The organism is Streptomyces sp. PH10-H1, from assembly GCF_030063355.1.
Classification (GTDB): Bacteria; Actinomycetota; Actinomycetes; order Streptomycetales; family Streptomycetaceae; genus Actinacidiphila.
In genome coordinates this window covers 15,039-32,128 of record NZ_JASISZ010000082.1, presented here as the reverse complement: position 1 = coordinate 32,128, position 17,090 = coordinate 15,039, and the positions used below count along the sequence as shown (strand labels likewise).

26 protein-coding genes are annotated in these 17,090 nt (G+C 72.1%); all 26 read right to left on the bottom strand.

Going from position 1 to position 17,090, the window contains the following annotated elements; genetic code table 11:
* Positions 1-207 precede the first annotated feature (207 nt).
* The 26 genes from dnaN to QMK24_RS33940 all read right to left on the bottom strand — a co-directional run bounded on the left by dnaN (position 208) and on the right by QMK24_RS33940 (position 16,858).
* Entirely contained in the window at positions 208-1,335 is a 1,128-nt protein-coding gene (dnaN, locus tag QMK24_RS34065) for a DNA polymerase III subunit beta (protein ID WP_283470736.1), read from the bottom strand.
* Positions 1,336-1,349: 14 nt separating this feature from the next.
* Positions 1,350-1,589 carry a hypothetical protein gene (locus QMK24_RS34060; RefSeq protein ID WP_283470735.1) on the bottom strand — a complete coding sequence of 80 codons (240 nt, stop codon included), beginning with the start codon at positions 1,587-1,589 and terminating at the stop codon, positions 1,350-1,352.
* Positions 1,590-1,664: 75 nt separating this feature from the next.
* Positions 1,665-2,198, bottom strand: coding sequence for an Lsr2 family DNA-binding protein (locus tag QMK24_RS34055; RefSeq protein WP_283470734.1), 534 nt, complete (start codon positions 2,196-2,198; stop codon positions 1,665-1,667).
* Entirely contained in the window at positions 2,195-2,485 is a 291-nt protein-coding gene (locus QMK24_RS34050) for a WhiB family transcriptional regulator (protein WP_283470733.1), read from the bottom strand. Before QMK24_RS34050 ends, QMK24_RS34055 begins: the two co-directional genes overlap by 4 nt.
* Positions 2,482-2,883 (bottom strand): hypothetical protein, encoded by a 402-nt coding sequence (locus QMK24_RS34045; RefSeq protein ID WP_283470731.1) that lies wholly within the window; start codon positions 2,881-2,883, stop codon positions 2,482-2,484. The genes QMK24_RS34050 and QMK24_RS34045 overlap by 4 nt, the downstream gene beginning before the upstream one ends.
* Entirely contained in the window at positions 2,876-3,598 is a 723-nt protein-coding gene (locus QMK24_RS34040; RefSeq protein WP_283470730.1) for a GGDEF domain-containing protein, read from the bottom strand. Before QMK24_RS34040 ends, QMK24_RS34045 begins: the two co-directional genes overlap by 8 nt.
* Positions 3,595-3,762, bottom strand: coding sequence for a pRL2-8 (locus QMK24_RS34035; RefSeq protein ID WP_269288999.1), 168 nt, complete (start codon positions 3,760-3,762; stop codon positions 3,595-3,597). Before QMK24_RS34035 ends, QMK24_RS34040 begins: the two co-directional genes overlap by 4 nt.
* Positions 3,762-3,884, bottom strand: coding sequence for a hypothetical protein (locus QMK24_RS34030; RefSeq protein WP_283470729.1), 123 nt, complete (start codon positions 3,882-3,884; stop codon positions 3,762-3,764). Before QMK24_RS34030 ends, QMK24_RS34035 begins: the two co-directional genes overlap by 1 nt.
* Positions 3,885-3,973: 89 nt before the next feature.
* Positions 3,974-4,198, bottom strand: coding sequence for a hypothetical protein (locus tag QMK24_RS34025; RefSeq protein ID WP_269289001.1), 225 nt, complete (start codon positions 4,196-4,198; stop codon positions 3,974-3,976).
* Between the two features lie 63 nt (positions 4,199-4,261).
* Positions 4,262-5,203, bottom strand: coding sequence for a hypothetical protein (locus QMK24_RS34020; protein WP_283470728.1), 942 nt, complete (start codon positions 5,201-5,203; stop codon positions 4,262-4,264).
* Between the two features lie 31 nt (positions 5,204-5,234).
* Complete coding sequence (locus tag QMK24_RS34015) at positions 5,235-5,774, bottom strand: hypothetical protein (RefSeq protein ID WP_283470727.1); 540 nt, start codon at positions 5,772-5,774, stop codon at positions 5,235-5,237.
* Positions 5,775-5,811: 37 nt separating this feature from the next.
* Positions 5,812-6,510 (bottom strand): DUF6197 family protein, encoded by a 699-nt coding sequence (locus QMK24_RS34010; RefSeq protein WP_269289005.1) that lies wholly within the window; start codon positions 6,508-6,510, stop codon positions 5,812-5,814.
* On the bottom strand, positions 6,507-6,878 hold the full coding sequence (locus QMK24_RS34005) for a hypothetical protein (RefSeq protein ID WP_283470726.1): 372 nt from the start codon (positions 6,876-6,878) through the stop codon (positions 6,507-6,509). The genes QMK24_RS34010 and QMK24_RS34005 overlap by 4 nt, the downstream gene beginning before the upstream one ends.
* A gap of 14 nt (positions 6,879-6,892) precedes the next feature.
* Positions 6,893-7,363, bottom strand: a complete 471-nt coding sequence (locus tag QMK24_RS34000; RefSeq protein ID WP_283470725.1) for a transcriptional regulator — start codon at positions 7,361-7,363, stop codon at positions 6,893-6,895.
* Between the two features lie 108 nt (positions 7,364-7,471).
* Positions 7,472-7,741 (bottom strand): hypothetical protein, encoded by a 270-nt coding sequence (locus tag QMK24_RS33995; protein WP_283470724.1) that lies wholly within the window; start codon positions 7,739-7,741, stop codon positions 7,472-7,474.
* A 122-nt stretch (positions 7,742-7,863) separates the two neighbouring features.
* Positions 7,864-8,520, bottom strand: a complete 657-nt coding sequence (locus QMK24_RS33990; protein WP_283470723.1) for a hypothetical protein — start codon at positions 8,518-8,520, stop codon at positions 7,864-7,866.
* A 95-nt stretch (positions 8,521-8,615) separates the two neighbouring features.
* Entirely contained in the window at positions 8,616-9,014 is a 399-nt protein-coding gene (locus QMK24_RS33985) for a DUF4097 family beta strand repeat-containing protein (RefSeq protein ID WP_283470722.1), read from the bottom strand.
* A gap of 2 nt (positions 9,015-9,016) precedes the next feature.
* Positions 9,017-9,466, bottom strand: a complete 450-nt coding sequence (locus QMK24_RS33980; protein ID WP_283470721.1) for a hypothetical protein — start codon at positions 9,464-9,466, stop codon at positions 9,017-9,019.
* A 125-nt stretch (positions 9,467-9,591) separates the two neighbouring features.
* Entirely contained in the window at positions 9,592-9,828 is a 237-nt protein-coding gene (locus QMK24_RS33975; RefSeq protein ID WP_283470720.1) for a hypothetical protein, read from the bottom strand.
* A 22-nt stretch (positions 9,829-9,850) separates the two neighbouring features.
* Complete coding sequence (locus tag QMK24_RS33970) at positions 9,851-10,042, bottom strand: hypothetical protein (protein WP_283470719.1); 192 nt, start codon at positions 10,040-10,042, stop codon at positions 9,851-9,853.
* 17 nt (positions 10,043-10,059) lie between these two features.
* On the bottom strand, positions 10,060-11,205 hold the full coding sequence (locus QMK24_RS33965; protein ID WP_283470718.1) for a hypothetical protein: 1,146 nt from the start codon (positions 11,203-11,205) through the stop codon (positions 10,060-10,062).
* A 189-nt stretch (positions 11,206-11,394) separates the two neighbouring features.
* Positions 11,395-14,019, bottom strand: a complete 2,625-nt coding sequence (locus QMK24_RS33960) for a DNA translocase FtsK (protein WP_283470717.1) — start codon at positions 14,017-14,019, stop codon at positions 11,395-11,397.
* Positions 14,020-14,116: 97 nt separating this feature from the next.
* On the bottom strand, positions 14,117-14,497 hold the full coding sequence (locus QMK24_RS33955) for an RRQRL motif-containing zinc-binding protein (protein WP_283470716.1): 381 nt from the start codon (positions 14,495-14,497) through the stop codon (positions 14,117-14,119).
* A complete protein-coding gene (locus QMK24_RS33950) occupies positions 14,497-16,080 on the bottom strand; it encodes a DUF2637 domain-containing protein (RefSeq protein WP_283470715.1) in 1,584 nt (527 codons plus the stop codon). The genes QMK24_RS33955 and QMK24_RS33950 overlap by 1 nt, the downstream gene beginning before the upstream one ends.
* Positions 16,077-16,496, bottom strand: a complete 420-nt coding sequence (locus QMK24_RS33945; protein WP_269289024.1) for a hypothetical protein — start codon at positions 16,494-16,496, stop codon at positions 16,077-16,079. The genes QMK24_RS33950 and QMK24_RS33945 overlap by 4 nt, the downstream gene beginning before the upstream one ends.
* The gene (locus QMK24_RS33940; protein WP_269289025.1) at positions 16,493-16,858 is read right to left on the bottom strand and encodes a hypothetical protein; all 366 of its coding nucleotides are present in this window, start codon (positions 16,856-16,858) and stop codon (positions 16,493-16,495) included. Before QMK24_RS33940 ends, QMK24_RS33945 begins: the two co-directional genes overlap by 4 nt.
* Between the last annotated feature and the right edge of the window lie 232 nt (positions 16,859-17,090).

Genomic DNA, 17,090 nt, shown 5'->3' with positions numbered 1-17,090 from the left:
CAGGGTGTCACCCCGTTGGCCTGAGCCCGACCGAGGGACAAATAGTCATACCGGACAGGGAGATCAGCTGTCCGCACACGAGGACCTGAACTGTCCGCTCACCCGGATGTCCCACTGTCCGTGGACAATGGGCCGGCAGCCGACCCGGGCCGCTGAGGGAAGGACCGCCGGGCGGGACGGCCGGGCTGGGCCGCCCTGTCGGCGGGGTCAGCCGGACAGGCGGACCGGCATCAGCAGGTACTGCAGGCGGGCGTCGGGGCCGCTGTCGGCGCGCAGCACGGCGGGCTTGTGCGGGGTGGTGAAGGCGAAGTGGGTGGTCTCGTGGCCGATCGCGGTGAGGCCGTCCAGCAGAAACTGGGGGTTGAAGGCGATGCCGAACGTGGGGTGCTCGCCGGAGTGGTCGGTGTAGGCGGCGTCGGTGCCGTCGACGGCCTGCGCGTCGTCGCTGGTGCCGGCCTCGAGGGTGACGACGCCCTCGGTGAAGGTGAGGCGGACCGGGGTGTTGCGTTCGGCGACCAGGGCGACGCGCTTGACGGCGGCGGCCAGTTCGGCGGTGTTGACCGCGGCCTGCGCCTCGAACTGCGTGGGGAAGAGCTTGTCGTACTGGGGCAGTGCGCCTTCCAGGCCGCGCAGGATGATGCGCTGGGTGTCGCTGGTGAATCCGGTGATGCCGTAAGACTGGGTGGGCAGGGCCAGATACACGCTGGGGTCGTCAGCGAGGGCTTTGGCGGTCTCCAGCAGCGCCTTGGCGGGGAGCAGCGCCTGCCCGCACGCGCCGGGGTCGTTGGGCCGCCACTGCAGGGTGCGGACGGCGAAGCGGTAGCGGTCGGTGGCGGCCAGGGTCAGGGTGTCGCCGGCGGCGGTCAGCTGCACGCCGGTCAGGACGGGCAGGGTGTCGTCGCGGTTGGCGGCGAGGGCGACCTGGGCGACCGCCGCGACGAAGTCGGCACTGGGGAGGCTGCCGGAGATGCCGGGGTGGTCGGGGAGCTGGGGGTACTCCTCCAGCGGGAGGGTGCGCAGGGTGAAGCGGGCGGCGCCCGACTCCAGGACCAGCAGGGTTTCGGTGGTGGTGATGTGAATGTCGTCGTGGCGCAGGGTGCGGGCGATGTCGGTGAGCAGCCGGCCCGGGACCAGGACGGTGCCCGGGTCGGTGACGACGGCCGGGGCGTCGGAGTTCGCGCAGGTGTCGTAGTCGTAGCCGGTGACGGTGAGGGTGTTGCCTTCGGCGTGCAGTTTGAGGGCGGCCATCACCGGCACGGGCGGGCGGCCGGGCAGCGCGTGGCCGGCGACGGTGACGGCGTCGGCCAGGGCGCGGGGGTGCACGGTCAGCTTCATGCGGCAGGACTCCTTCAGGCGTTGCTGGCGGCGGTGGCGGGCTGGGTGATGTGGCTGCGCAGGTGGCTGTCGCGGCTGTACTCCAGCGCGGCCTTGGTGGTGCCGGTCTGGGTCCAGTCGCCGGCCGAGCACGTGGCGGTGTACGCGGCGCGACCCGTGCAGCTGGCTTCTTTGGGCTTGCCGGTGCTGGTCACGCGGTGGGTGCACACGCTCTGGTCGGCGTGGATGGGCCGGATGGTGGCGCTGATGCGCATCGGGTTCCTTACGAGGGCTGGGGGGAGTTCGAGGGGGAAGGGCGCGGCGTGCGGGACAGCCGGGGGAGCGGGTGGTCATCGGCTGCGGTGGGCGTTCTGCCAGGCCCCAAGGACGGCGGCGGGGATGATGCCGTGGTCGCCGACGGTGTGGCCGTTGAGACGGGCCCACTGGCGGATCTCGTCACGCTGGGCCTTGGAGTAGGCGGCCGTGGGCGAGGGGGTCTTGCCGGTGGCGGCGCGCAGTTTGTCCTCGGCGGCGGCGAGCTGCTTGCGCAGGCGGGCGATCTCGGTCTCGGCCTCGGTGGCCACGGACTCGTTACGGCGCCAGCGGGCGAGCTCGTTCAGTGCGGCGCGGGCCCGGTCGGCCAGAGCGCGGACCTTCTTGCTGTCGTGGCGGCGGCCCCATTCCAGAGCCTCGGCCATCTCCTTGCCGAGCGCGGTGAGGTCGGGCGTGCGGGTGATGCCGGCGGCCTCGGCTGCGGCGACGACCTCACCGAAACTCAGCCCGGTCTCGGCCGCGACGGTGGCCGCGGGCATGTTGTTCTTGAGCATCTCGACAGCCAGGGCGACCGGGTCCTGGGTGCCGGGGCGGGTGGCGGTTGCGGTCATGACGTCTCCTCGGAGTCGGTGGCGGTGTCGGTGAACTGGCGGCGCAGGGCGCGACGGAGTTTGGGCGTGGTGGCCGCCCACACGCCGTCGGACGTCTCGGTGGGGTGGTCCAGGGCATAGGCGAGACACTGCGAGCGGATCGGGCAGGAGCGGCAGTGGTCGGCCGCCTCGGCCTGGTCCAGGGCGCTGGCGCTGAACCACAGCTCGGGATCGACATCCGACCGTCGGCACGGTTCGGCGCCGGTCAGCGGCGGGAACGGGGCCAGGCGCACCGCGACGGCGGTCACCGGAGGTCGCCGATCCACGGGGCGCACACGTCGATCGGCTGCCAGGACTCGAGCTGGTACAGGTGCAGCACGTCCAGGAGCAGTTCGTCGCTCTCGCCGATCGCGTCGCCGTCCAGGCAGGTGACGATCACGCGGGGCGGTTCGGTGAGCCGGTCGCGGACGGCCAGACGGTGGGCGGGGACGTCGCCCGGGTCGGTGTCGGGGTGGCGAACCCAGACCTGGCCCGGGGCGGCGAGCAGCAGCGGGTCGCCGTCGGCCATCCGCTCGCACACCAGCCGGAACGCGGTGTCGGCGGGCAGGCCGTCGGTGTGGGCGAGGTGGGCGGTGAGCTGGTGGACGAGCTGGGCGGCGGTTTCAGCGCCGAGGATGGTGTCCAGGCGGGGGGAGAGGTCAGTCATCAGCGGGGGTCCTTCCAGCGGGTGCCGCAACCGCGGCCGGGTCCAGGTGGGTGCCGCGGCGGCCCTGGCGGCGGCCGTTGACGCTCGGGGCGGGGGTGTCGTACGGCGCCCAGAGCCGGGGGGCTCCGGTGTGCTTGGTGGCGTACATCGCGGTGTCGGCCGCCCGCATCGCCTGGGCGAAGTCGCTGTCGCGGGTCTGGGCGGCGCCGATGGACACGGCGACGGGCAGGTGCTGGCCGTCCCAGGACACGGGGCGGGTCAGGGCGTGCTGCAGGTCGGTCAGCGCCGTCATGGTGGCGGCGGGTTGCAGGCGGGCGGCGGCAACGAATTCGTCGCCACCGATGCGGCCGGCGACGCCGTGGTGTTGGCCGGTCCAGCCCTGCAGGCGGCGGCCGATCGCGGCCAGGACGGCGTCGCCGGCCCCGTGGCCGAACGCGTCGTTGGTGTCCTTGAAGAAGTCGAGGTCGGCGATCAGCAGGACCGACTCGGCGGGGTGGCGGTCGGCGAGCTGGGTGGCGCGGGTGGTGAATTCGTCGCGGGTGGGCAGGCCGGTGAGCGGGTCGCGGCGGGCGGCGGCGAGCTGGGTGCCGAGCCGGTGGTGGTCCAGGGCCCAGGCGGCGATCGTGGGCAGGGCGGTGGCGGTGATCAGGAGGAGTCGGCGCTGACGTACGGCGGTGGGAGCAAGGCCGACGGGAACGTTGCTCACGGCGATCACCGGACGATCATGTGGTGGGGGTGGCCGTTGACCATGTGGTCCACGCAAGGCCGGCAGTCCTCGCGGGGTGCGAGCCCCGCGTGCGCTTCCCGGCTGGCGTAGGCGTGGTACCAGCACTGCCGGCACTGGCCCTTCGGCGGATTCGACGCCGTCTTGTTCGCCATTACAACCACCTCCGCTGAGCGTTCTTGGCGACTTTGTCGGCGGCGGCCTTGTCGGTGAACTGCTGCTTCTGCGCGGCGGTGATCAGGAGAAGCCGCCGCTGGCGTAAGGCGAAAGCGGGCATGATGGTGCCCTTCCTGTTCGCTGTACTGCGGGTGGGTGGGCCCGGGACGGCTGTGCGGTTGACGGCCAGGCGGCCGTCCCGGGGCGGAGCTACCAGCCGGGGCTGATGAGGGTGACGGCGCGGCGGACCTGGCAGTGCTGGGCCAGGGGCCGGCCGTGGCGGGCGGCGCGTTCGGCGGGGGAGTCGGCGAGCTGGCGGGCGCGCTGTTCCGCGACGCTGCCGCTGGCGCAGCCCTTGATGACGTAGCAGAGCTGGGTGTGGGTCTCGTCGTGGTCCTGGAGGACGAACGTCACCAGGTACGGGTCTCCGTTCATGTCCTCATCTCCTCTCGGTTGATGCGCCCGGCCGGCGGGATGGCAGCCGGGTAGGTGGTGCGGTCAGGGCTTGAGCCAGGACGGCAGGTCGAAGCTGTGGCGGTGGTCGAGTGGGGCGCCGTGGTTGATGTCACCGGGCCGCAGGCGCTGGGTGAGGTCGCGGGCCAGGGTGTCGGCGGCCTCCCAGGTGGAGCACCAGGCGCCGGAGCCCAGGCGGTTGACCTGGTGTTCGTTGACCAGGCGGCGGTGGCCGTGTGCGTCGTCCCATCCGACCGACAAGGTCCGCCGTACGAGGTGGCCGGGGTCGGCGGGGCAGATGTAGTGGTGGACGCCGGCCACCACGCCGGGCGCGCTGGGGTGGGTGAAGCGGCGGGTGTAGATGCCGCTGACGTCGTCGCCGCTGCCGGACAGGTCGACGTCGTTCACCGTCAAGGTGCCGGTCTCGGACCACACGTAGCGGTCGAGTCCGCTGAACTGGCGGAGCACAGTCCATAGCTGGCCGTCAGTGGGGGCGACTGCGGTGACCTGCCATACCTCGCCGGTCTGCTGGCCGGGGACGGCGGCGAGGCGGCGGCCGAAGCGCTGCACGGTCAGGTGCTGGCCCATGGTGAACAAGGGCTCGCAGCCGGGCAGGGTGTGAATGCCATGAACGGGGCCGGGGCTGCCGGAGGCGTGGACCACGGCGGCCAGACCCGCTGTGTGCAGGCCCGACAGGAGCTGGTGCAGGGCGGTCGGATCGGTGAGGAAGCCCTCGAGGACGGCGGGCCTGCCCGCCTGGTGGGTGGTGGCCGCGCTCAGGTGGACTCGGGTCGGCAGGTAACCGGCGCGGCTGGACCATGCGAGTACCTGCCCGCACGCCGCTTCGCGCTGGCTGACGTTCCGGTCGGCGTGCACGGTGCCGGTGGCGCCTTCGAGGTAGCGGGCGGTGAACTCCCGCATGGCGTCGAAGGTCTGGCTGCGGCCCATGAGGTGGTGGGCGCTCTGCGGGTCTCGGTGCAGCAGCATGACGGGCCTTTCCGGGCGGTGGTCGGGCGGGTCAGAGCTGCGCGGCGAGGTGCTCCAGGCCGCGCGCTTCGGCTTCGCGCCGGTCCACCAGGGCGTTGTAGTCGCGCTCTTCGCGCCGCGACCACCGGGTCACGCCGTAGGCGTGGTGGATGTCGCGGATGTGGAGCTCGCGGGCGCCGGGGGCGTTGAGCTGCACGGCGTGCACCAGCTCGTGCAGCACGGTGACGGCCAGCTCGTTGGCGGCTTCGGCCAGGGCGACGTTGATGATGATGTGGATGCCGCCGGCCGGGTTCAGAACGGTGATGCCGAACGCGCCGCGCGCACCGCGCCGTTGGCCGCGGGCCTGACGTGCCTTGGACAGCAGGTTCGCGCCGGGGGCGAACGCGGCGTCAGCGGCGGTGGCGAGGTGGGCCAGGCCGCGCTCGTGGGTGAGGGTCAGGCGCACCTGCGGCAACCGACCGCACCGGCCTTGCACGATGTCGGCGGCACGTTCGGCGAGGCGGGCGACGTCGCGCTGCAGGCGGCGCTGGCCGAACAAGCCGGTCTGGTGGGAGTCGACGGTGATCTGCATGGCGTTCTCCTGGGTCGGGAGCTGGCGGTGCAGGGCGTTATTCGCCGGCGGCGCGGGCGCGGGCGGCGGCGTTCAGCAGGGCGGCGTGGATCTGGGATTCGCGGCGGGTCAAGCCGTCGTTGAAACCGGGCACCGTGCGGGCGCCGGTGACCTGCAGCAGGTGGGCGTTGGCGCGGGCGGCGGTGTCCGGGGTGCCGGATCCGGTGCGCAGCAGGACGCGTTCGGCGCCCAGGACGCATACGGCGCCGCCCGGCGCCTGGCGGGTGAAGCGGGTCCAGCCGGCTGCGGTGATGTGCTGGCTGGTGGCGGTGAGGAAGTCGCTGGGCAGCATCGCCCGGCCGGCGGGGCGAGCCGGTGACGCCTGCCGGGTGCGGTCGGTGCCGAAGAACAGGTGCCAGCTGGTGACGATGATTTCGCGCAGGATCACGGCAGTGGCGTACACGGCGGCCTTGAGCAGCCACCAGGCGGCGCGGCCCGCCAGGCGGCCGCCGGCCTTCGCCAGGTGCGCGGTGCGGGAGGGGGTGCGGGGGTCGGGGGCGCTGGGGCCGGTGACGATCCCGGCCTGGGCGAGAAGGATGTCGAGGGTGGGCAGGACGACCGCCGGGCGGACCGGGGCGTCGGTCAGGGTGGGCGCCAGTTCCGCGGCGAGCGCGTCGGCGAACACCGCATCGACTGCGGCGGCCAGGGCGGCCTGGGACCAGAACGTGGTCGGCAGGGTCGTCGTCGTGGTCGTCATCGCTGCGGCACCCCGCCGACCGTGATGGCGGCCGCGGCGTCGGCCAGGATGGTGCGGGCCCGGTCGATGCGCTCGCCGACCTCGTTCTCCGCGTGGGCGGCGGCGTCGTCCAGCCAGTCCCCGGCCATGACGGCCTGCTCGGCATCCATGTCCACGTCCCGCACCGCGTCGGCCAGGGTGTCGAGGACGTTGTAGAGGGCGCGCAGTACGCCGGTGTCGCGGTTGCGGTGATCGTGGATCAGGCGCAGGGCGTGCGCGAGGGCGGCCGGGTTGTCGGTGTCGGCGGCGGCCTGCAGGCGGTGAAGGTGGGTGAGGATTCCGGCGACGGCGGTGTCCATCTGCTGCGTGCGGGTCGGCAGGGTCGTCATGTCGGCTCCCCGGTTCAGACGGTCGCGATGAGGAGCGCGGCGATGAACAGGAACAGGTGGTGGAAGGACTGGTCGAGGGCGTAGGCGCCGGTGCCCAGGTGGGCTGCCGGGGTGCCCTGGGCGGTGACCGGGGCGGCGGGGTGGGCGCCGGTGCCGAGAGAGAAGAACTCGGTTTTGCCGGTCAGTTGGGCGAGGCGGGCCAGGGTGGTGCGGCGGTCGGCCCACCAGTGGCTGGCGGCGTCCAGGGCGAGGCCGGCGGTGATGCCCAGGGCGGTGACGTGCAGGTGAAGGGCGAGGACGGCGGCGGCCAGGGTGATGCCCTTGGTGAGGGTCAGGCCCAGGACGTGGCGTGCGTCGGCGAGGCGGCCGGGCCAGCCGGGCAGGCCCTTGGCCTGCGCCTGGTGGGAGGTCTGCACCCAGTGGTCACCCACGGAATGGGCGACGAACAGGGCGATGAACACGGCGCCGAAGACGGTTGCGGGCATGGCGGGGCCTTCCTGTGGCGGTGGGGCGGGAATCGTGGGGCCCGGGGGAGGCCGGCTGAGTTGGCGACCTGGCGGCCGCCCCCGGGGGGTGGGGCGAGAGCGGGTGAGCTACTTCGTGGCGGGAGGCTGCTTCTTCGCCGTCGTCTTCTTCACGGGTGGTGCGTAGCGCTGGACGGATTTGCGGATGTAGTCGCGGGTGAGGTCGAGGGCTTCGGCGATGTCGGCCTGGGCGCCGAAGTAGCCGGTGTCGAGTTCGGCGGCGATGCCGGTCCAGAACGTGCGCTCGGCTTCTTCCTTGGCCGCATCGCGGATGATCAGGGCGGCGGCGACCCGGTCTTTGAGGGCTTTGCGGACTTCGGGTTCGGGGCGGGGGCTCATGGTGGTTGCTCCGTCGCGGATCGGGGAGGATGGGGTTTCCTCCTGCTCCGGTTGGAGCGGGGTCAAGGGGGCCCGGGGCGGCCGGCTGAGTTTGGCGACCTGGCGGCCGCCCCGGGGCGGATCTACAACTGGGCGTCGTGTGCGGGCACCAGGCCGTCGGCGTCGTAGGGGCCGGTGATGAGTTCCTCGTCGCCGAGGATCACCGCGACCTGCCGGACGTACTCGGAGCAGGCCCGCAGGTCTTCGGTCATCAGCTGGTCGGCGGTCGACACGAGGCCGGCAACCGGACCGGTGGTGACAAGTTCGCGATCCTGGTAGCGGTCGGCGAGTTCACCCAGGAGCAGGTGGACCTCGCGCAGCAGGCAGGAGTCCTGCAGCATCTCGAACGCCTTGCCTTCCTGCCGGACCCCGCGCTGCACGGTGTCGCGCAGCTGGCCGACCGACAGGGCCGCGCGCCATGCCCAGTCAGCGTCGTCGTCGGCGATCTCGCACGGGTCGGGGTTGGCGTCCGGGTTGGTGATTTCGGCGGCCGCGGCCATGAGCAGGTGCAGGACCAGGACGCAGCTCACCAGGGCGATGGGCATCGTGATGGCGATCTGGGTGTCGGTGGCGCGGGTGAACCAGTGCGGGCCGAGGTGCAGGTAGCTGTTGGCCTGGGTGAGGATGCCGGCTGCGACGCCGATGCCAAGGACGGGGGTGGACGCCCGGTCCAGGAGGCTGGTCAAGGTGCGGCGTAAGCCGGCGAGGCGGCGGCTGTCGAGGTGGTTCGTGCGGGTCATGGGCTGCTCCGTGGTCGGGGACCGGTGGTGCGGGGTGAGAGGGGCCCGGGGCGGCCGGCTGAGTGTGGCGACCTGGCGGCCGCCCCGGGGCGGATTCAGCGGGTGTCGATGCGGCCGGAGACGCTGCGGGCGCGGACGTCCAGGTGGGTGGCGGCGCGGGTAGTGATGGAACCGGAGACCGTACGGGCGGCAACCGAGCCGCTGGCGATCGGGGTGGCGGTCATCCGGATGGCGCCGGAGACGGAGTTGGCGGTGAAGCTGCTGCCGCTGTAGGCGCCGATCTCGACGGCGCCGGAGACGCTGGTGACCGCGACGGAGGACTCGACCGAGTCGACATCGATGGAACCGCTGGTGGTGTTGGCGGTCAGGCGCCGCACGCCCTTGGCCTCCACGCTGCCGCTGACCGTCTGCACGTCCAGGTCGTTCAGATCGCCGGAACGGACCCGCAGGCCGGCGCTGGTGGTCGCCAGGCGGAGGCTGGAGTGGGGCGGCATCGTCACGTCCACGGTGAGGGCGCCGGCGCGGCCGGTGCCGGTGTGCCGGTCGCCGCGATCACCCGGCCGTTCTCGATGACCTTCTTGCCGCCCATGTAGACGTCGTTGCCGATCATCTGCATGCCCACGCCGACGTTGTCGACGGACACCACGTTCATGCCGAAGCCCCCGTTGAACTGGAAGTTGCTGCCGCCGATCTGGACGGTGCCGCTACTGCCGGGGATCTGGGGGACGGTGACCTTCAGCCAGGCGTTCGCGTCGCGGGTGAACTCGGTGCTGGTGATGGCGCGGATCGCTTCGGCGACCGGGCCTTCGTCGTCGTCGGTGGCGACGGTGACGACGGCCTGGGTGACGGCCGGGTCGACGGTGACGCGGACGGTGCCGGCCTGAACGGATAAGTCGAGGCTGATGGGTCCGGCCTGCTCTGCGGTGATCTTCATCTGAGTGGACACGGGATCTCCTGGTTGAGGAACTTCGAGAAGGTGTCGGGTTGCTCCGACACCTCAATAATGCAGACTAAAAGTCTGCCTGTCTACAACCGGCATACTTTTTGTTTGCCTCTTTGGATCGGTGCAGGTCATCCCGCATGCGAGGGGGATGGAGCGGTCTTGCGGGGCGTGGCGGGCGGAGTCGTCCGGTGTGGTGACGGTGATCGGGTGGTGACGCCGGGCGTGGGGCCCGGGGCCGGGGTGCCGCTGTGGGTGCCGGAGAGCTGCAGGCCGATCAGCAGGCCGATCACGGCCCATACGGCCGTTTTGTAGCGGGCCCACCAGGTGGGCGGCTCCGGCGTGACGATCTGGTATTTGACGCCCAAGGGGGAGTCCTTCCATCGGGGATCAGGGGGAGAAGTGGCCGAGCATCGCGACGAGCTTGGCCAGGAAGCTGGAGATCGACGGCCCCCAGGAGGAGCTGGCGGCGTAGAAGCCGAGCAGGGCGCTGACCAGCGCGTGGGGGATCCGCAGGCCGAACTTGCGGATCAGCAGGGCCACGAGCGCGAGGAGCAGCACGATTGCGGAGATGGACAGCACGGCGGGTTCTCCTTCGGTCAGTCGGAGGTGGTCTCGGCGGTGTCGCCGCTGACGACGTTGTTGACCACCGAGTTGTTGGTGCCGTGGATGCGCACGGTGGACTGCACCCGGCCGGTCGTGCGGCCGGTGCTGGTGACGCCGGTGTTGGCCGTGCTGCCGGGCTGGGTGCCGTGGTTGGCCGATGTGGCGGCCTGGTGGCGGATCGCGTCGTCGTGCGGGGTGGTCGGGTGGTTGATGACCGAGCCGGTGATGCTCTGGCCGTCGCCGACGACGGCGATGCCGTGGTTCTGGATCCGAGCCGGGTTGCCGCGCCGCGGCTTGGTGGGCTTGGCGCCGCGCCGGTCGGTGGGCGCGACCGGCTTGTTGGCGCCGCCCGGGTTGCACACCGAGCACGGCACCCGCTGCTCGTGCAGGCGGGAGTCCAGGGTGTGCCAGCCGCCCCGGCAGCCGCCCGGGCAGCGGGCGGCCCGCGGCTTGGCCGGCCCGGCGCACTCGGTACAGCTGACGGTGGTGCCCGGGAACCGGCCGGCCCCCTTGCACACCGCGCACGTGGTGGTGCGCAAGGTGGCGGCCGGGGCCCCGGATGCGGCCGGTGCCGCCTTCGCGGACGGCGCGGGGGAGGCTCCGGCCTGCCAGGCCCAGACGGTGCGCAGCGCGGCGGCAACCGGGGTGAACGCCGCGTTGCGCGCCTTCTTCTTCGCGGTGCGCAGCGGGCGGCGGATCGCGGCCTTGACCTTGGCCTTGGCGCGTCGTTTGACCTTGCGGGAGACATAGCGGGCGGCGGCAGTGATGTCGTGGGCGTAGTCGATGGGCGGCGGGTCTTCCTGCCCGAATCCGGCGTCGGTGATCCACAGCAGGGCGGGGTTGGGGTCGGCGTAGGACAGCAGCCGGGAGTAGGTGATGAAGTGCTGGCGGTCGATGCGCGGTTCGTCGAAGGCGTGGCCGGCGGGGCAGGCGACGCGCACGAGCGGGTCGGCGGCCTCATCGAGGGTGAAGGTCAGGTGGGTGTCGGTCTGGCAGATCAGGCAGGCCACGGGGACCGGGAGCCACTGGATCCGGTAGGTGTGGGCCGGGTCCTGCTCGAGGTAGCGGAATCGGCGCTCGCAGGTGATCCGGTGGTACCCGGAGGCCGGATCGGAGGGCCGGAACGATGCGGAACGCATAACGGACTCCAAGGATCATTCGGGCGGAACTCGGGATGGAACGGCAGGGAACCGCAGGTCAGCGGGGTGGAACGGGCTTGGAACCGGCCTTCGGGGGCGGTAACGGTTACCGGTGGCCGAGGGGGTTCCAGCCCGGTTCCGGGCCGGTTCCCACCATCTGACCTGCGGTTTCCTGACAGTTACGGGGGCTCAGGAGCCGTCGGACGGCTCGCCGGTGATCGCGTTGATGTCCCGCAGGCGGTACCCGCGCCGGCCCTTGCCGAGGTTGATGACGGACAGGCTGTGCTCGGTCGGGGCGAGCACCGCCTTGACCGCCTCGCGCAGCGCGTCGGCCCGCACGGCACGGCGGCTGGCGTCCTCGTCGTCGGCGTCGTCGGCCGGGGCGAACAGGTCCAGGCCCCACCGGTCGGGGTCGACGGCGGCCAGGGCCTCGGCGAGCTCGTCGGGGGTCAGGCCGGCCGGGCTGCCCGCGTCGGTGAACGCGTTGCGCATGGCGGTGATCAGGGCGGGCGGTCCGGTCGGCGTCGCCAGGCTGGTGGCCTGGCGGCTGGCGGCCATCAGGTCGGCCAGCTTGATGGAGCTGCAGGCGGCGGACTCGGTGTCGATGTCGACCAGGCCGGCCGCCGCGCGCTCCAGGCCGCGCCGCTCCAACTCGTCGTCGTCGGCGTAGCAGCCGCGGTAGGGGATCGGCTCGCAGTAGTCGGCGCCGGCCAGCACGTAGGCCACCGAGGCATCGTTGGGCACGTCTCCCATGGCCGGCACCAGCCGGTCCGGCCGCCAGCCTTCGGCCATCGCGCCGCCGCCGACGATCTGGCCGATGTCGTCCTTGTCGCACGCGGCCATGACCTGCACCGGCAGTTCGACCACCCAGGTGTTCGCGCCGACCTTTTCCTTGGTGACGCCCTGACCGGCGATGACGATCGTCACGTCGGACTTCGCCGTGGTGATCGCGGCCTCGGCAAGAAGCCCGTCGACGTCCCACTGGACGGGCTTTCCGCCTTCCTCGATAACGCGGCCCTTGCGGGAATGCTTGACCAGCGCCGGGAATTCGTCGACCACGATTTTGATGCCGGGGCGCTTGGCCGAGGTCACCCAGTTCTTGCCCATACCGAGCTTGCCGAGCAGTTGCGTTCGGCCGAGGCCGATCTCCAGCGCCCACGACATCACCCGGTGCGCGTCTTCGATGTTGGTGGCGACGACGTGCATGGCGTGCCGCAGGCCGCTGAATCCGGAGCCGCCGCCGCCGACGTCGATGCCGATGACGATCTGGTCCTCGGTTGCGGTCAGGACATCCAGGAAGGCCGCCAGCAGGTTGGACTTGCCGGAGCGGGACTTGCCGACGACGTTGATGTTGGTGCGCAGCGCGGGCAGGGCGAGCGGCCGCCCGGACATGTCGGCGCCGATCTGGGCGGTGTGGATCTGGGAGGTCTTGATGCTGCGCGGGGCGCGGTAGGGCAGGGGCGGGACGGCCTGCCACTGCTCCTTGCCGGGGATGCGCAGCACGCAGTAGTTGCGGGACTCGGCGGACTGCTGGAGCAGGATGCTGCTGGTGCGCACACCGGGCAGGCAGCCTTCCAGCAGGTCCAGCCCGTCGGCGATGGCCTTCGGGGTCATGCGGGAGAGCCACACGTGGACCTCGAAGCCCCACGGGTAGGGGTCCACGCGCAGCGCGCTGATGTTGGCCTTGAGGTCGTCGGTCAGTGCCTCGCGGATCATCGCCTCGAACATGCGCGGGGTCATGCCCGACTCGAACTTCTGCGGGATGCCGGCCTCGACCTGCTCCAGGCGCGCCAGCTGCTCCTCGGTCAGTTCCACGTCGCGGCCAAACCAGGAGGCGGCACCGAGGTTCAGGACCAGGGCGCCGAGCAGCCCCCACACGCCCTCGTAGCCGAACGCGGCCAGGTCGAGGCCGCCGGCCGTGCCGTACACGGACGCGGTCCGGGCCAGGACGATGTTGCGGGCGTGCTTCTTGGCGGCGGCCGCGATGGTCACCGACGCGTTGGCGTCCTGCTGCGCCTTCTGCGCGAGGGCCTGCTTGGCCTTGCGGTCCCGGATCGCCACGCTCGCCCGGCGCGCGGCCCGGTTGGCCTCCGCCGTGGTGGTCAGCGCCAGTTGCAGGTCCGAGCGCGCCTTCATGCCCTCGATGCCGCGCACCCAGGTGCGGGCCCGGCGCTCGCCGCGCACCGCCCGGGGCAGCACCCCGTGGGCGCTGCGCTGGCGGGCCACCCAGCGGCGCAGGCGGCGCCGCGACTGCCGGCGCAGGAACTCGTACCGGGCGCGGCGGCCTTCGCGGGTGAGCAGCGCCGGGTGGATCCAGGGCGCGTCACCCTCCGGGTCGGCGCGGGTCTCCCACGCGTCGGCGGTGATGACAGTGCCCTCAAGCGGTGCGCCGGACGCGGCGGCCGGTGCGGGGTCGGTCGGGGTGGTGGGCGGTGCGGTGGGCTTGGTGAAGTCGACCGGCGGCGCGCTGTCGGTGACGTCGGGGTCGTCCAGATCGGGGCCGTCGGTGAAGGGGAGCCGGGTCACGGTCGCCAAGGTCGCGATCGTGTCGGGGGCCGCGGCGTCCAGGAGGTCGCGCAGCTGGTCGGCGTGGCGCACCAGGACCTGGCGGGCCTTGGGGCCGTTGCGGGGGCCGACGACCTTCATCGTGTGCAGCCGGTCCAACAGCGCGAGGGCGGTGTCGAAGGAGATCTTCAGCTCGCGCTGCAGCATCGAGGGGGAGCCGAACTGGGTGGCGACCACGAGTTCGGCCGCCTGGCGCACTACGGCGGGGGCAAGCTGCCCGGTGGGGCTGGTCTGGGTCTGATCGGTCATTCTGAACGCACTCCTTGGTTCGGTCTTGTGCCGGGAGGAGCGGGGCCGGTCCCGCCTGGCAGCTATGGCCGGCCCCGCGTTCGTGCTGTTCGGTGGATCAGGCGGCGGTTGCGTAGCCGTCGTCGGGGGAGCAGATGTTGCAGGCGCCCAGGCGCCGGGAGATCTCGTACTCGCGCTCGGTGTGGCACAGCCGGCAGATGCGTCGGGCGCGCAGCGCGCCGTGCACGGACGCCCACTTGGCGGGCGTCATCGGGCGGACCGGTTTGGCGTCCGCGATCAGGAACAGGTAGGCGGCCTCGGTCTTGCGGCGGCGCGAGCGCCACAGCACCTGACCGGCAATCGGTTGTCCGCCCGGCCGCAGTCCCAGCGCCCGCAGTTGGCGGCGCGTCGCGTACTCCTGCGGTGCCATCCGAAACGGCCAGGTGGGCAGGCCGTAGCGGTCGCCGTCCGGGTCGAAGAACTTCGCGTAGGCGGCCATCAGGCGCTCCGCTCGGTGCGCACCACGTGCAGTCCGCCGTGCTTCTTCGCCGCGGTGATGCGGTCGTAGCACCACGTCCGGCCGGGCACCTTCGGCTTCTTGGTGACCGTCCGGCGGCGCTCGACAACTTCGGTCGCGACGTCCTTCGCGGACGGTTCACGGCCAGCCCGCAGTTCGTCCGCAATCCACGCCTCGATGGCGCTGTTCTCGTTCGCGTCGAACGCCTTCGCGGTCTCCGCCGCCGCCTTGCGGGCACCTGGCGACAGGGTCCGCACGGCAGGCCCCTTACGCGTGGCGCGGGGCCGCGCGGGCGCCTTTTCGCGCGTACGTGCGAGCGGGGGGACGGACGGGGTGATCTGCGGAGATACCGTCAGAAGTCCCCCGCCCCCGGATGCCTCCAGCGCGGCCGTGGCGGACGCTGCGTCCGTGCCTGTGGGGAGGGTTACCACCCCGGCGGCGGACACCTTCCAGGCCGCACCCCCGGCGTCCTGGGCCGACTCGGCGGACGGCTTCCCGGACGCTTCCATGCGGCGGGTGCGGGCGGTGTGCAGGTGTCCGAGGATCGTGGCGAGCCGGTCCTCCGCCTCCACCCGCAGCCCCAGCAGATCAGCGGACAGCAGCGTCAACAGGTCACCGGTCAGGGCCTGTTCGCCGGCGCCCTCGTGGACGGCCCATGCGGCGGTCCATGCGTCCGGCATCGACAGCTCGCTGCGGCCGGCGATCGCCCGCAGCTGCTTCGCGGTCTGCCACACCTGCGGGTACTGCCGGGAGCGGGCCCGGCGGTCGAAGAACGCGTCGCGGCGCGCCTTGCGGGCTGCCTTCGCCTTCGCCTTGGCCGCGCGGTGGCGGCCCATCTGGATCAGCTGCCACAGGGCGATCGGCACGATGCTGGACGCGGCCAGCACCACCCCGACCTGGAACCCGTACTCCTTGCCGCCGATCTGGAGGCCGTGCCCGTAGTTGACCGACCCGGCCAGCGACGCGAACAGCCAGACCGCAACCCGGTAGGGCCACGTCGCCCGGCCGGCTTCCGCCGCCTTGGCCTCGGCGGCGGTCGCGGCCCACGCGCTGGCCTCCAGCATCACCGGCAGCAGCGCCACCATCCACGGGTCCAGGCCCATGAGCTTGAGGCTGGAGCCCTGGGAGATCAGCGCGGGGATGATGCTGCACGCCATCACCACCAGCGCGGCGACCAGGTCCAGGTGCTGCGACACGAACCCCGGCGCGGCCTTGAGCGCGGCGTTGCGGCGCTCGCGCCGTTCGGCGCGGGTCTTGGCCTTGAGGCGGGCCTTCTCCTTCGCGGCCGCGGCCGCCACCTGGCGCTCGCGCTCGATCCGCTCGGCGCGCTGGCGGTCCTTCAGCTCCTGCGCCAGGCGCTCGCGCTCGGCGGCGGCGGCCTTGTCCGCCCGGTCCTGCTCCCGGTCGGCGGCGTCGGCCTCGGCCTGCAGCCGCTGCTGCTCGAGGTTCGCGTTCAGCACCAGCTGCTCACGCTGTAGCTGCGCCTCCTGCGCCTGGCGGCGGTCCTCACGGTCCTGCTCGCGGTCGGCGTCGCGGCGGGACTGCCGGAAGTCGGTGGTGCTCATCGGGTGCCTCCAGCGGTGGCCGGCGAGGACGGCGCGTAGTGGATCAGCGCAGCAACCAGGGTGATGACAGCCGCCAGGGCAACACGCGTGTAGACGGGGGCGGAAAGGCCCGCCAGCCACGATCCGCCGGCGACCGCGAGAGGAATCTGCAGCCAGCCCAGCGCCGCCAGCCCCCGGGTCAGCGCCACCCGGGCATCCGTCACCAGGTCGACGCCCCGGGAGTCCGCGACCGTGAGGCCCAGCAGCGGCAAGGCCAGCAGCACGCGCTGCCACCAGCAGGTCTGCAACCCCAGCGTCCAGGCCAGACCCGACGCGACCAGGCCGGTGACCAGCCACACCGTCACCACCGCCTGCAGCCGCAGCCGGGAAATCTTCGTTGTCGTCGGCGTTGCCGTCGCCGTGCCGTCGGCGCTCATGCCGCGACCGCCGCAAACTCGGGGGCCGGCGCGCTGATGGGCGGGAGAACCTGGAGGTGGCGGACCGGGCCGAAGACCGGGTCCGCCGTCTCGATGACGGCCGGCTCCTCGAGGACCTCGCGGTACAAGGCGGCAACCAGCCGGGCCGCCGCCTTGCCCTCCTCGTCTCCCTCGTCCAGGCCGAGCAGCACATCGGCCAGGAACTCCAGGCGCGCCTGCCGCTGCGCCACGGTCTCGACCGGGCACTCCAGCCACTCCACCGCCCGCACCCCGGTCAGGGACGACAACCTGGCGAGGGTCTCCACCTGCACCAGACCGGTGCGCTGGGAACGTGCCGGGATACCTGCAAAAATCGTGTTCACGGGTCGTTTCTCCTCTTAGTGGGACGGCCTGTGCGCGGCTCCCCGGACCTCTGCCAAGAACATCCGGGGAGCCGTTTCGAACAGCAAGAACTGACGAGGCAGACCCCATCGTTGATGTGGTCTCCATTGCCTAGACAATGCTTGACGGGTTTGATGTTGGCACTCGTCTCGATCTCCGTCAAGGGCGGCGGGCAGATCAATCGAGCAGATGTTTCCGTGCGGAACCGATCAC

Coding starts and splice junctions, on each gene's coding strand:
- QMK24_RS34035 (WP_269288999.1), bottom strand. CDS start 3,762: ATGGCGAACAAGACGGCGTCGAATCCGCCGAAGGGCCAGTGCCGGCAG.
- QMK24_RS33965 (WP_283470718.1), bottom strand. CDS start 11,205: ATGCGTTCCGCATCGTTCCGGCCCTCCGATCCGGCCTCCGGGTACCAC.
- QMK24_RS33945 (WP_269289024.1), bottom strand. CDS start 16,496: ATGAGCGCCGACGGCACGGCGACGGCAACGCCGACGACAACGAAGATT.
- QMK24_RS33960 (WP_283470717.1), bottom strand. CDS start 14,019: ATGACCGATCAGACCCAGACCAGCCCCACCGGGCAGCTTGCCCCCGCC.
- QMK24_RS33985 (WP_283470722.1), bottom strand. CDS start 9,014: ATGCCGCCCCACTCCAGCCTCCGCCTGGCGACCACCAGCGCCGGCCTG.
- QMK24_RS34025 (WP_269289001.1), bottom strand. CDS start 4,198: ATGAACGGAGACCCGTACCTGGTGACGTTCGTCCTCCAGGACCACGAC.
- QMK24_RS34045 (WP_283470731.1), bottom strand. CDS start 2,883: ATGACTGACCTCTCCCCCCGCCTGGACACCATCCTCGGCGCTGAAACC.
- QMK24_RS34005 (WP_283470726.1), bottom strand. CDS start 6,878: ATGACGACCCTGCCGACCCGCACGCAGCAGATGGACACCGCCGTCGCC.
- QMK24_RS34015 (WP_283470727.1), bottom strand. CDS start 5,774: ATGCAGATCACCGTCGACTCCCACCAGACCGGCTTGTTCGGCCAGCGC.
- QMK24_RS33990 (WP_283470723.1), bottom strand. CDS start 8,520: ATGACCCGCACGAACCACCTCGACAGCCGCCGCCTCGCCGGCTTACGC.
- QMK24_RS34020 (WP_283470728.1), bottom strand. CDS start 5,203: ATGCTGCTGCACCGAGACCCGCAGAGCGCCCACCACCTCATGGGCCGC.
- QMK24_RS33955 (WP_283470716.1), bottom strand. CDS start 14,497: ATGGCCGCCTACGCGAAGTTCTTCGACCCGGACGGCGACCGCTACGGC.
- QMK24_RS33950 (WP_283470715.1), bottom strand. CDS start 16,080: ATGAGCACCACCGACTTCCGGCAGTCCCGCCGCGACGCCGACCGCGAG.
- QMK24_RS34010 (WP_269289005.1), bottom strand. CDS start 6,510: ATGACGACCACGACGACGACCCTGCCGACCACGTTCTGGTCCCAGGCC.
- dnaN (WP_283470736.1), bottom strand. CDS start 1,335: ATGAAGCTGACCGTGCACCCCCGCGCCCTGGCCGACGCCGTCACCGTC.
- QMK24_RS34000 (WP_283470725.1), bottom strand. CDS start 7,363: ATGCCCGCAACCGTCTTCGGCGCCGTGTTCATCGCCCTGTTCGTCGCC.
- QMK24_RS34055 (WP_283470734.1), bottom strand. CDS start 2,198: ATGACCGCAACCGCCACCCGCCCCGGCACCCAGGACCCGGTCGCCCTG.
- QMK24_RS34060 (WP_283470735.1), bottom strand. CDS start 1,589: ATGCGCATCAGCGCCACCATCCGGCCCATCCACGCCGACCAGAGCGTG.
- QMK24_RS33995 (WP_283470724.1), bottom strand. CDS start 7,741: ATGAGCCCCCGCCCCGAACCCGAAGTCCGCAAAGCCCTCAAAGACCGG.
- QMK24_RS34030 (WP_283470729.1), bottom strand. CDS start 3,884: ATGCCCGCTTTCGCCTTACGCCAGCGGCGGCTTCTCCTGATCACCGCC.